General features: G+C 72.2%; 11 protein-coding genes. 10 read left to right on the forward strand and 1 reads right to left on the reverse strand.

Annotation, left to right across the window (positions count from 1 at the left end; genetic code table 11):
• Positions 1 to 65: 65 nt before the first annotated feature.
• Positions 66 to 1358, reverse strand: coding sequence for an ROK family transcriptional regulator (locus JOF36_RS12440; RefSeq protein WP_210026907.1), 1293 nt, complete (start codon positions 1356 to 1358; stop codon positions 66 to 68).
• A gap of 132 nt (positions 1359 to 1490) precedes the next feature.
• Here JOF36_RS12440 and JOF36_RS12445 point away from each other — a divergent pair, with 132 nt between their 5' ends.
• The 10 genes from JOF36_RS12445 to JOF36_RS12490 all read left to right on the forward strand — a co-directional run bounded on the left by JOF36_RS12445 (position 1491) and on the right by JOF36_RS12490 (position 12332).
• Complete coding sequence (locus JOF36_RS12445) at positions 1491 to 2348, forward strand: sugar phosphate isomerase/epimerase family protein (RefSeq protein ID WP_210026909.1); 858 nt, start codon at positions 1491 to 1493, stop codon at positions 2346 to 2348.
• A gap of 14 nt (positions 2349 to 2362) precedes the next feature.
• Complete coding sequence (locus JOF36_RS12450; protein ID WP_210026911.1) at positions 2363 to 3406, forward strand: Gfo/Idh/MocA family protein; 1044 nt, start codon at positions 2363 to 2365, stop codon at positions 3404 to 3406.
• The gene (locus JOF36_RS12455; RefSeq protein ID WP_210026913.1) at positions 3403 to 4323 is read left to right on the forward strand and encodes a sugar phosphate isomerase/epimerase family protein; all 921 of its coding nucleotides are present in this window, start codon (positions 3403 to 3405) and stop codon (positions 4321 to 4323) included. Before JOF36_RS12450 ends, JOF36_RS12455 begins: the two co-directional genes overlap by 4 nt.
• Before the next feature lie 136 nt (positions 4324 to 4459).
• Positions 4460 to 6037 carry a GMC family oxidoreductase gene (locus JOF36_RS12460; RefSeq protein WP_245350804.1) on the forward strand — a complete coding sequence of 526 codons (1578 nt, stop codon included), beginning with the start codon at positions 4460 to 4462 and terminating at the stop codon, positions 6035 to 6037.
• Complete coding sequence (locus JOF36_RS12465) at positions 6034 to 7542, forward strand: sugar ABC transporter ATP-binding protein (RefSeq protein ID WP_210026915.1); 1509 nt, start codon at positions 6034 to 6036, stop codon at positions 7540 to 7542. The genes JOF36_RS12460 and JOF36_RS12465 overlap by 4 nt, the downstream gene beginning before the upstream one ends.
• Complete coding sequence (locus JOF36_RS12470; protein ID WP_210026916.1) at positions 7529 to 8545, forward strand: ABC transporter permease; 1017 nt, start codon at positions 7529 to 7531, stop codon at positions 8543 to 8545. Before JOF36_RS12465 ends, JOF36_RS12470 begins: the two co-directional genes overlap by 14 nt.
• A complete protein-coding gene (locus JOF36_RS12475; protein ID WP_210026917.1) occupies positions 8542 to 9576 on the forward strand; it encodes an ABC transporter permease in 1035 nt (344 codons plus the stop codon). Before JOF36_RS12470 ends, JOF36_RS12475 begins: the two co-directional genes overlap by 4 nt.
• Positions 9577 to 9587: 11 nt before the next feature.
• Complete coding sequence (locus tag JOF36_RS12480) at positions 9588 to 10613, forward strand: rhamnose ABC transporter substrate-binding protein (RefSeq protein ID WP_210026918.1); 1026 nt, start codon at positions 9588 to 9590, stop codon at positions 10611 to 10613.
• A gap of 10 nt (positions 10614 to 10623) precedes the next feature.
• The gene (locus tag JOF36_RS12485) at positions 10624 to 11466 is read left to right on the forward strand and encodes a sugar phosphate isomerase/epimerase family protein (protein WP_210026919.1); all 843 of its coding nucleotides are present in this window, start codon (positions 10624 to 10626) and stop codon (positions 11464 to 11466) included.
• The gene (locus JOF36_RS12490; protein ID WP_210026920.1) at positions 11463 to 12332 is read left to right on the forward strand and encodes a sugar phosphate isomerase/epimerase family protein; all 870 of its coding nucleotides are present in this window, start codon (positions 11463 to 11465) and stop codon (positions 12330 to 12332) included. The genes JOF36_RS12485 and JOF36_RS12490 overlap by 4 nt, the downstream gene beginning before the upstream one ends.
• Positions 12333 to 12372: the final 40 nt, after the last annotated feature.

The raw sequence follows: 12372 nt of genomic DNA on the forward strand, positions 1-12372 counted from the left end.
CCACGACCGTTCGCACCATGGGCGCCCCGACACTGTCGAACGGCCTGCCCCGGTAACAGGTCGGATCAGGCGCCGGCCGCCGCATGCGGGCGGAGCCCCGGCATCCCGGCGGGGCTTCCGTGCGGGATCCACCGGGCCAGAAGGTCCCGACCGAACAGCTCGTCGATGACCATGAAGCCGGCCCCGGTCGGGCCCGACCGCTCGCCCAGCGACGTCCGCACGATCTCCAGATCGCGGGTGGCCAGCGGCAGCGACCGCCGGTAGACCTGCTGCCGGACGCTGGCCAGCAGCAGGTCACCCGATGCCCCGACCCGCCCGCCGAGCAGGATCATCGACGGGTTGAAGAAGTTGACCACCGCGGCCACCGTGTCGCCGACCAGTCGGCCGGCTCGGGACAGCAGCTCCACCGCGACCGGGTCGCCGAGCTCGGCGGCGCGCGCGATGTCGTCCGGGGCGATCTCGCCGGCGTGGGCCAGCCGCGCGACCAGGTGCTCGCCCCGGCCCTCCCGGGCGGCCGTCGTCGCGTCCCGGGCCAGAGCCGCCCCGCCGACCAGTGCCTCCAGGCAGCCGACGTTGCCGCAGCGACACACCACCTGCTCGGCCCCGGGTACCGATCCGGTCAGCCCGATGTGTCCGATGTCGCCCGCCGAGCCCTGCGCGCCGCGGTGCAGTCGTCCGCCGGAGACCAGTCCGGCCCCGATCCCGGTGCCGATCTTGACCAGCACCAGGTCCGGGGCTCCGGCCCCCCGGCCCGCCCGGTACTCGCCCAGCGCCATCACGTTGACCTCGTTGTCCACGAACGTCGGGGCGTCGTAACGCGCGGCCAGCCGGTCGCGGACCGGGTAGCCGTCCCAGCCCGGCATGATCGGTGGCGCGACCGGGCGGCCGGACGCGAACTCGACCGGTCCGGGCACTCCGAGACCGACGCCCCAGACGGCGGGAGCGTCCCGCTCGGCGAGCAGTTCGTCGAACAACTCCTCGACCCGGCTCAGGCTGGCCTCCGGTCCGGTGGCGATGTCCCAGGTGCAGCTGCGGTGGGCGATCTGGCGCCCGCTCAGGTCGGATACGCCGGCGTCGAACCCGGTCGCCCCGAGCGAGGCCACCAGCAGAACCCCCGCATCGGCCTGGAAGCGCAGCTCGCGCGGCGCCCGACCGCCGGTCGACACGCCGAGATCGCCTTCGGTCACGAGACCGGCTGCCTCCAGCTGACCGAGCCGCTGCGAGACGACCGTGCGCCCGAGCCCGGAGCGGCGGGCCAGCTCCGGACGCGTGCGCGCGCCGCCGGAGCGAACCAGGTCGAGCACTGTGACCAGCGTGTCCAGTTGGTCCGGCGCGACACCCTGCACGGACAGTCCCACTCGGTGGCCCTCCTCGTTCCGCTTCGGCCGGGACTTCGGAGGCTAGTCCATTGACTTCTGTGCAGATCAAACATTAGTGTCGTTGTATCGATCGAAAGTGCGGCGCTGTGGCCGCACCGGAGGAGGTGGGTCGTGCGTCTGGGCTATCACTCGATCAGTTGGGGCGGGGTCACCGGCGCCGCCGGCGGGGTGACCAGCGTGAAGGATCTCGTCTACCGGGTACCGGGGGACATGCACCGGGCGCTGCGCGAAATCTCCGACGCCGGCTACCGGGGTGTCGAGATGTTCGACGGGAACGTGCGCGAGTTCGCCGAGTTCGCCGACGACGACCCCGCCTCGCTGCCCCGGCTGCTCGACGAGACCGGGCTGTCGCTGGTCGGCGTCTACACCGGCGCGAACTTCGTTTACCCGGACATCTTGGCCGACGAACTGCACCGGGTGCGCCGCGCCGCCGAGGCCGCGGCCCGGTTCGGGGCCGGGCAGCTCGTGGTCGGCGGCGGCGCACCCCGTGCCGACGGCATCGCCGAGGGCGACCACGACCGGCTCGGTCAGGCCCTCGACACGGTGGCCGGGATCGCGGCCGAGCACGGCCTGTCCGCCTGCTACCACCCGCACCTGGGGACGATCGGCCAGTCCCCGGAGCAGGTCGAGGCCGTGTTCTTCCGATCCTCGATCGGGTTCTGCCCGGACACCGCGCACCTGGCCGCCGGCGGTGGTGACCCGGCGGCGATGATCCGCCGGTACCGCGACCGGATCCGGCACGTGCACCTCAAAGACCTCGGGGCCGACGGTGCCACGTTCCTGCCGCTGGGCCGCGGCGAGCTCGACCTGGACGGCGTGCTCGCCGCCGTTGCCGAGTCCGGCTACGACGACTGGCTGGTCGTCGAGCTGGATTCCTACAACGGCGACCCGGCCGAGGCCGCCCGGATCAGCCGCGCCTGGCTCGACGGCGCGCTGGACCGGGCCGGGCTGACCGTGACGACGAGCTGAGACAGGGGAGAGCGATGGCGGACAGCCTCCGCGCCGGGATCATCGGCGCCGGATTCATCGGCGGCGTGCACGCGCACGCCGTCCGCGCGGCCGGCGGCGAGGTGACCCGGGTCGCCGCGTCCACTCCGGACCGCTCGGCCGCCGCCGCGGCTCGGCTCGGCGCCCACGCCGGGTCACCGAGCGGCGAGGCGCTGATCGATGCCGACGACGTCGACGTGGTGCACGTGTGCACCCCGAACTCGACACACGTCGCGCTGGCCCGCCGCGCGCTGGCCGCGGGCAAGCCCGTGGTCTGCGAGAAGCCGCTGGCGACGACGCTGGACGACGCGCGGGAGCTGGCCGCCGCGACCGGCGGGCAGATCGCGACGGTGCCGTTCGTCTACCGCTTCTACCCCGCGGCTCGGGAGATCCGGGCCCGGGTCGACGCAGGCGAGGCCGGGCCGCTGCACCTGTTGCACGGGGCCTACCTGCAGGACTGGCAGGCCGCCGGAGCACCGGCCGGCTGGCGTGGCGACGCGGCCGAGGGCGGCGCACACCGTGCGTTCGCCGACGTCGGAGTGCACTGGTGCGACCTGGTCGAGTTCACCAGCGGGCACCGGATCACCCGCCTGCTGGCCGCGACCGCGGGTGGGGGTACCGCCAGCACCGTGCAGTTCGAGACCGACACCGGTGCCACCGGTTCGGTCGTGGTCAGCCAGACCGCGCTCGGCCGGCGCAACGCCCTGCGGATCTCCCTCGACGGCGAGCGGGCGGCGTACCGCTTCGACCAGGAGGCCCCGGAGGCGGTGCGGATCGGTGGCATCGACGGCGACCGGACGCTGCACCGTGGCTCGTCGGCGTCGTCGGAGGCCGCGGCGCGTTACTCGCTGCTCCCGCCCGGGCACCCGCAGGGCTACCAGGACTGCTTCAACGCGTTCGTGGCCGACACCTACGCCGCGGTCCACGGCGGCGCACCGGACGGGTTGCCCACGTTCGCCGATGGCCTGCGCGCCGCGGCACTGACCGACGCGGTGATCCGCTCGTCGGAGTCCTCGACCTGGGTGGAGGTGCCCTCGTGAAGCTCGGAATGCTCACTGCCTGCCTTCCCGACCAGCCGCTGGAGCAGATCGCGGCCTGGGCTGCCGGACAGGGCTACGAGGCATTGGAGGTGGCGGCCTGGCCGGCCGTCGGCGACCGCCCGTTCACCGCCAGCCACCTCGATGTCAGCTCGTTCGGCGAGCGGGAGGCCGACAGCACACGTGCGCTGTTCGACCGCCACGGCCTGACGCTGAGCTCGCTGGCGTTCTACGACAACAATCTGCACCCCGATCCGGGCGAGCGGAAGGCCGTCAACGACCACGTCGCCGCCTGCATCGACGCCGCCGCGCTGCTCGGCTGCCCGACCGTAGGCACGTTCGTCGGGCGGCACCCGGGGCGGACGGTCGCGGAGAACCTGCGTGACGCCGAGGAGATCTTCCCGCCGCTGGTGGAGCGGGCCGGCGAGCACGGCGTCAAGCTGATCGTCGAGAACTGCGTGATGGAGGGTTGGCACCCGGACGGCTACCCGGGCAACCTGGCCTACTCCCCGGAGCTCTGGGAGTGGATGTTCTCGCTGGGGCTCTACCTCAACTACGACCCGAGCCACCTGCTGTGGATGGGCATCGACCCGGTCGAGGCGTTGCGGCCCTACGTGGACCGGATCCCGCACGCGCAGGCCAAGGACATCCAGCTCTTCCCGCAGCGGCGCCACCACTACGGCTGGCCGGGCAAGGCGGTGGTGCGGGAGGACCCGTTCGACGTCGGCTGGTGGCGTTACCGGGTGCCCGGCCTCGGCGACGTGGACTGGCGTCGGGTCGTCGACACGCTTTACGAGGGCGGGTTCGACGGCGTGCTCTCGGTCGAGCACGAGGACCCGGTGTGGGGCGGCACCGAGGACCGGATCCACACCGGCCTGCAGGTCGCCCACCGCACCCTGCGGCCGCTGATCGTGGCCTGAGCGGGTCGGCGGAGACCTCATGGTGTCCGGCGGGGCTCCAGCCTGCCGTTTCGCACCTCGGCGAAGGAACGGGCGACGGCCGGCCGCCTACCGGGGCCAGATCCCACCGCGCACTGCCGAAGCATAGGAGCTTGAGATGAGCGAGACCTACGACGTCGTCGTGGTCGGCGGCGGGACGGCCGGGTGCATCGTGGCGGCCCGGCTCAGCGAGGACCCCGGCCGCAGCGTGCTGCTGATCGAGGCCGGGCCCGACTACCCGACCGAGGTGCCGGCCGCCGTACTCGAGGGTCGAGTGGTGCCGATGCGCGGGCACGCCGCGGATATCGACCCCCGCCACGACTGGGGGCTGGCCGCCGAGGGGGCCGGCGGCGCATCGATCTCGGTGCCGCAGGGCCGGCTGATCGGCGGCGGGTCCGCGATCAACGGCATGATCGCGCTGCGCGGCGCGACGGCCGACTTCCGGGAGTGGGCCGAGCGGGGCAACCCACGCTGGGACTGGGCCCATGTGCTGGCCGCCTACCGCGCGCTGGAGGACGATCCCGCACCCGGCCCGGACATCCACGGCCGCGGCGGCGCGTTCCCGATCGCACGCGCCGACGAACACGAGTACGCCCCGCTGCAGGCCGCGTTCGTGCAGACCTGCCGGGCGCTGGGAGCCAAAGACCAGCCGGACCTCAACGCCCCTGACGCCGAGGGCGTCGGGCCGGCCCCGATGAACCGGGTCGGCACCACCCGGATGTCCACCGCGACGACCCACCTGGCGCCGGCGCGCGGGCGGCCCGACCTGGCCGTGCGCGGTGACCTGCACGTCCGGCGCGTCACCTTCGACGGCAGCACCGCGACCGGCGTCGAGCTCACCGACGGCACGATGATCGGCGCAGGCGAGGTGATCCTCACCGCGGGCGCGATCCAGACCCCGGCCCTGCTGCAGCGTTCCGGCGTGGGCCCGGCGGCTCTGCTGTACGGACTGGGCGTCCCGGTGCTGGCCGACCTACCGGTTGGGGAGAACCTGGGCGACCACTTCTCGGTGCCGTTGCTGGCCGCTCCGCGCGACGATGCGTGGTCGCCGGAGGACTTCAGCCTGCAGACCGTCCTCCGCACCTCCACCGAGGCCCAGCCGGGCGCCCTGGACGCGCAGCTCACGATGTTCACCTACCTTAACGTGGCCACCACCGAGGCCGGCGCGCGCGGCCTGGCCGGAACTGCCGCGGAGGGACTGAACCACCTGGCCGGCGTGGGCTGCGTGCTGAACAAGCCGCGCTCGGTCGGCACCGTGCGGATCACCTCGACCGATGCCGGGGCACTTCCCCGGGTGATACCCGGATATCTCACCGAACAGGTCGACCGGGACGCCATCCGCGAGATCGTCCGGCTCGGCTGGGCCGTCCTCACCGGCGAACCGCTGGCCGGAATGCTGCACGAACCGATCGGGCTGGACGCCGCCACCGTCGCCGACGACGCGGCCCTGGACGCCGCGATCGAGAACATGACCGCGTCGGGATACCACTTCACCGGCACCTGCGCGATGGCCCCGGCCGAACGCTGCGGCGTGGTCGACCAGGAAGGACAGGTGCACGGCCTGGCCCGGCTCCGGGTCGCAGACGCCTCGGTCATCCCGGTGGGACCGGCGGCCAACACGATGCTGCCCACCGTGATGACCGCCGAGCGGCTGGCCGCCGCGGCCCGGGGCCGCTCATTCCCGGAGGCGTCATGAGTGCCCCGTTCGTGGAGCTGACCGGCGTCGCGAAGCGCTTCGGGGGCGTGGTCGCGGTCCGGCATGCCGACCTGGCCCTGTACCCCGGCGAGGTGCACGCGCTGCTCGGGGAGAACGGCGCCGGCAAGTCCACGCTGGTCAACGTGCTGGCCGGGACCCACCGGCCGGACGCCGGCACGGTCACCGTGGACGGCGTCGAGGTGACGATCCCCGACCCGCGCGCCTCCCGGGCGCTGGGGATCTCGGTGGTGCACCAGCACCCGGTGACGTTCCCCGACCTGTCGGTCGCCGAGAACATCATGTTCGCCGGGTTCGCGCCGCGGCGGCGCACCCGGTTCCTGGACTGGTCCGCTGTCCGCCGGCACGCCCGCGAGGCGCTCGCCCGCCTGGACGTCGACCTGGACACCTCGACCGAGGTCAAGCACCTCTCCGCGGCCGACCAGCAGCTGCTCGAGATCGCCAAGGCGCTCGACCCGGACACCCGGCTGCTCGTACTCGACGAGCCGACGGCCGCGCTGTCCACCCGCGAGGTGGAGCGGCTGATGAAGATCATCGCCCGGCTCAAGGCCGACGGCGTCGCGATCCTGTTCGTCGGACACCGGTTGAACGAGGTGTTCGCGCTCGCCGACCGCGTGACCGTCTCCCGGGACGGGTCCACGGTGGTCACCGGACCGGCGAAGGAGTTCACCCCGGAGTCGGCGGTCGGGCACATGGTCGGCCGCTCCGTGGAGACCGTGTTCCCCAAGGTCGACGTCGAGCTCGGGCCGGTGGGCCTGGAGGTACGCGGCCTGGGTCGGCGGCGGGCATACGCGGACGTCTCGTTCGCCGTGCGCCGAGGCGAGATCCTCGGCCTGGCCGGCCTGGTCGGTGCGGGCCGCACGGAGATCGCCCGCGGGCTGTTCGGGCTGGAACCGGCCGACACCGGCGAGATCCTGCTGGACGGCGCGCCGGTGAGCATCCGCTCGCCGCAGCAGGCGATGCGCCACGGCATCGCCTACGTACCCGAGGACCGGCACACCGAAGGCGTGGTCCTCGACCACTCGGTCGGCTTCAACCTGCCGCTGGCGCTGCTGGAGCGGCGACCCCGGTTCGGCCTGCTCTCCCCGCAGGCCGACCGGGCGCTGGCAGGCGACTTCATCGACCGTCTCCGGATCCGCACCAGCGGCCCGGACCAGCTGCTCGGCGCCCTGTCCGGGGGCAACCAGCAGAAGGTCGTGCTCGCGAAGTGGCTGGCCACCGACCCGTCGGTGCTGATCCTGGACGACCCGACCAAGGGCATCGACGTCGGCGCGAAGGCCGAGGTGCACCAGCTCGTCTCCGGGATGGCCGAGCGCGGACTGACCATCGTCCTGATCAGCAACGAACTCGAGGAGCTGCTCGCCGTGTCCGATCGCGTGATCACGTTCTACCGCGGCGTGCAGGGGCCCGAGTTCGACCGACGCCCGTTCGACGCGGAACGGGTGCTGGCTGCGATGACCGGGCAGGTGTCCGATGCCCACGTCTAACGTCCGTACCGCGCCCGTCCCCGCGGTACCGCCCGAGCCACGCCCGCGCCGGGCCTACCGGGAAGCCGGTCTCGGCGTCGTGCTGGTCGTGCTGGTCGTGCTGTTCGCGACGCTCACGCCGCGGTTCGCGACCGGAGACACGTTCGCCCAGGTCGGCACCGAGATGTCGATCGTGCTGATCGTCGCGGTGGGCCAGGCCCTCGTACTGTTCACCCGCAACATCGACGTGTCGGTCGGGTCGACGGTCGGGCTCACGGCCTACCTCGCGGCGAGCCTCACCGCGGCCGTACCCGGCCTGCCCCTGGTGCTGACGGTGCTGGCCTCCTGCCTGGTCGGGGCCGTCCTCGGCGCTGTGAACGGCGCTCTGGTCGCGACGCTGCGGGTGCCCTCGATCATGGTCACGTTGGGCACGCTCTACATCTTCCGTGGCATCGACTCCGCACTGGCCGGCAGCTCACAGATCACCGCGCAGAGCCTGCCGGACTCCTACGCCGGGATCGCCACGGCGACCGTGGCCGGAGTGCCTCTGATGTTCCTCTACGCGCTGGCCGTCGCCGCGGTGGCCCACCTAGTCGTCCGCCACACCCTGACCGGGCGAACGATGCTCGCGGTGGGTAGCGCACCCTCCTCCGCCGAGCGGACCGGCATCGCCTCGAAGCGGCTGGTCTTCGGGGCCTACACCGTCACCGGTTTGCTCTGCGGGCTGGCCGGGGTCCTCTGGGGCGCCCGCTACGGCACCGTCGACTCGTCGGTCGCGACAGGCTTCGAGCTCGTCGTGCTGGCCGCGGTCGTCGTCGGCGGGGTCAGCATCACCGGCGGGGTCGGCACCATCGGCGGGGTCGTGTTGGGCGCCGCGATCCTGTCCGTGATCAGCACCGGGTTGGCGCTCGCCGACGTGTCCGCGTTCTGGCTGCAGGCCATCCAGGGATTGGTGATCATCCTGGCGATCACCCTGGACCTGGTCCTGCGCCGCCGCATGGAGTTCCGAGGAGTGTCCACATGACAGCGCAGACGACCGAGCGCCAACCCGCCGTCCCCGCCGCCCCCCGACGGCGGATCCCGAGCTGGTTCGGAACCTGGGAGATCACGCTCTCCGCGCTGGTGGTGGTCGCACTGGTGATCGCTTCGGTCACCAGCCCGTACTTCGCGACCGGACAGAACTTCTCCATCTCCGCGACAGGCGCGCTCGGGCTGGGCCTGATGGTCGTCCCGATGGCCTGGCTGATGATCGCCGGCGAGATCGACCTGTCGGTCGCGTCGACGTTCGGGCTCTCCGCGACGGTGTTCGGGCTGGCCATATCCGGCGGCCTGGGCACCTGGCCGGCGATCGGGTTGGGCGTACTGACCGGGGCTGTGGCCGGGCTTGTCAACGGACTGCTGGTGGTGGACGTCGGGCTGCCGTCGCTGATCGTCACGATCGGGACGCTGGGCCTCTACCGCGGGCTGTCCTACGTGCTCCTGGAGAACCGGGGGATCAGTGACCTGCCGCCCGGGCTGACCACCTTCGCCCAGGAGAACCTGCCCGGCACCCTGGTGCCCTACGGCTTCGTCGCCTTCGTGGTGGTGGCCGCCGTCGCGGCCGTGCTGCTGCACCGCGGCACGCTGGGCCGGACGGTGTTCGCGATCGGCAGCAACCCGCAGGTGGCCCGGTTCTCGGGGCTGCGGGTGGGCGCTGTCAAGCGCGGTCTGTTCGCGTTCTCCGGCGTCGTGGCCGGGGTCGCCGGCATCGTCTACGCCGGATACATCAGCACCGTCCGGGCCAACAACGGCACCGGGCTGGAGCTGATCGTGGTGGGCATCGTGCTGATCGGAGGGATCAGCATGTACGGCGGCAAGGGGTCGTTCGTCGGGGTGCTGTTGTCCCTGCTGCTGGTCACGATCCTCACGAGCTGGATGACTCTCGGCGACGCCGAGACCGCGGTGCAGTACATGGTGACCGGTCTGCTGATGGTCGGCGCGGTCGTCGTGCCCGCCCTCGCCCGGCATCTGCACATCTCGCGGCAACGCCGCCGCTCGGCCGGGGGCGTCCGGTGAGGCGCCCGGGAGTGGCGGTCGCCGTCGCGACGGCCGCGGTGCTGGCACTGACCGGTTGCGCCGCCGCGGAGCCGTCCGGTCCGCCGCCGCCGCGACCGGTCCGGGACTGCAACCTGACGATGATCCCGAAGAACACCGACAACCCGTATTTCGCCGCGGTGCACACCGGGATGGTCGACGCCCAGCGCGAGCTCGGCGGTGACCTGTCGTTCGTCGGCCCTGCGGCCGGCGACGTCACCGGGCAGATCCAGCGCATCCAGAGCGGACGCCAGCGCGGCTCGTGCGTGATCGGCATCTCCGCGGTGGACTCCTCGGCGGTCGCACCGGCGTTGGACGCGGCCCGCGCACACGGCTCGCGGATCATCAGCTACGACGCCGACGTCGCGGACGGCTCGCGGGGCGTGTTCGTCAACATGGCCACGGCCGACGAGCTGGGCCGCGCGCAGTTCGACATCCTCGCCCGCGCGATGGGCAACACCGGCGAGTTCGGCATCGTGTCCTCGCAGAGCACGGCCGAGGTGACCAACGGCTGGATCGACGTGATGAAGGCCCAGCTCGGCAAGGCGCAGTACAGCGGGATGCGTCTGGTCAAGACCTCCTACGGGGACGACGACGCGAAGAAGAGCTACGACGCCGCCGTCGCGCTGCTGCGGGCCTACCCGAACCTGCGCGGGATCATGGCGCCGACCCCGATCGCGATGGAGGCCGGCGTCAAGGCCACCACCGACCTGGGGGTGGCCGACCGCGTGGTGGTCACCGGGTTGGGCAATCCGGGCAGCCACGCCGAGCTGCTCAAGACCGGCCAGGTCCCGGCCTACGTGCTGTGGAGCCCCCGCGACCTGGGCTACCTGACCTACTACGCGGCCGCCGCCTACACCGCGGGGGAGATCACCGGCCGGGCCGGCGAGACGTTCGCCGCCGGGCGTCTCGGGCGCAAGACCATCGGGCCCGGCGGCGAGATCGTGATGGGCCATCCGATCACGTTCACCAAGGACAACGTCGATCGCTACCTGCACGACTTCGAGACCACCGGCTGAACGAGGAGACATGTTCCGCTACACATACAACATCCTGGTGTACGGCCGGGAGCCGCTGCCCGAGGGGATCGCGAGGCTGGCCCGGTACGGCTATGACGGCGTCGAGCTCGTCGGGGAGCCGGCCGAGCAGGACGTCGGGGAGATCCGGACCGCGCTGCACCGGCACGGCCTCGTCGCATCCTCGATCATCAGCATCTTCACGCCCGAGCGCGACATCGTGAGCACCGACCCGGATGTGCGTCGCCACGCCGTCGACTACGTGCGCGGCAACGTCGACCACGCCGCCGCACTCGGCGCCGAGGTCGTCACGTTCACCCCGACGGCCTGCATGAAGATCGTCCCCGGTGCCGAGCGGGCCCGGGAGTGGCAGTGGGCGGTCGAGGCCGCACGCGAGATCGGTGGCTACGCAGGTGAGCGCGGCGTACGGATCGCGGTCGAGCCGTGGAACCGCTACGAGACCTACCTGATCAATCGGATGGATCAGGCCGTCGTGTTCGTCGACGAGGTGGACTGCCCGGGCGTCGGGGTCATGGCCGACACGTTCCACATGGCCATCGAGGAGCCCGACATCGCCGCGGCGATTCGGCATGCCGGACCGCGTCTGAGCCATGTGCACCTGGCCGACTCCAACCGCGCCGCGCCCGGGTACGGGCACACCGATTTCCGGCCGATCCTCGCCGCGATCACCGAGGTCGGTTACGACGGCTGGATCTCCTACGAGCTGCTGCCTGCGGCCGGTGACGTGTGGGGGGTGCTTTCCGGCGCCGGCGCACCGGAGTTCGGTGACCTCTACACCGGGGCCGCGATCACCCACACCAAGAATGTCGTGTCCGACCTGGCGGCGGGCCGGTGAGCCGCCCGCTGGGTCTGAGCACGTTCCTGCTGGCCTCCCCGTTCTCCGACGAGGACGCGCGCCTGGCGTTCGAGGAGGTCGCCGCGCTCGGCTACGACGTGGTCGAGGTGTGTGTGGAGGATCCGGGGAGGCTCTCGGCGCCAGCGCTGACCGAGGCGGCCCGGGCGACCGGTCTGGACGTGGGCGTGTGCGGCGCCTTCGGCCCCGAACGCGACCTCTCGCATGACGATCCACGACAGCGCCGGCAAGGGGTGGACTACCTGCGCGGCTGCATCGACCTCGCCGCCGCGGTCGGGTCGCCGCATGTCGCCGGGCCGATGTACGCAAGCACCGGCAAGGCCCGGATGCTTCCGCCGGACGAGCGCGCGCAACAGTTCCGGTGGGCCGCCGAGAGCATCCGGGAGGCCGCCGACCATGCCGGCGAGCGCGGTGTCACGCTGGCGATCGAGCCCCTGAACCGGTTCGAGACCGACCTGGTGAACACCGTCGAGCGAGGACTGGAACTGTGCGCCGCGACCGGCCGGGACAACGTCGGCCTGCTGCTGGACACGTTCCACATGAACATTGAGGAGAAACACCTGGGTGCCGCCGTGCGGCTGGCCGGCGACCGGGTGTTCCACGTCCAGGTCGCGGAGAACGACCGCGGGACACCAGGCAGCGGGCACGTGCCTTGGGCGGAGTTCTTCACCGCGCTTGACGACATCGGCTACCGCGGCCAGGTCGTCGTCGAGTCGTTCCTGCCCACGGTCGCCGAGATCGCCCGCGCGGTGTCGCTGTGGCGCCCGGTCGCGGACTCGCCGCAGGCTCTGGCCCGCGACGCGATCGCTTTCCTGCACTCGACACTCGACCCGGCGGCCCGGTCGTGACGGGGCTGCCACCGGGGGCGGAGTTGCTGGGCACCTCGTT

The organism is Pseudonocardia parietis (assembly GCF_017876315.1).
Taxonomy (GTDB): Bacteria; Actinomycetota; Actinomycetes; order Mycobacteriales; family Pseudonocardiaceae; genus Pseudonocardia; species Pseudonocardia parietis.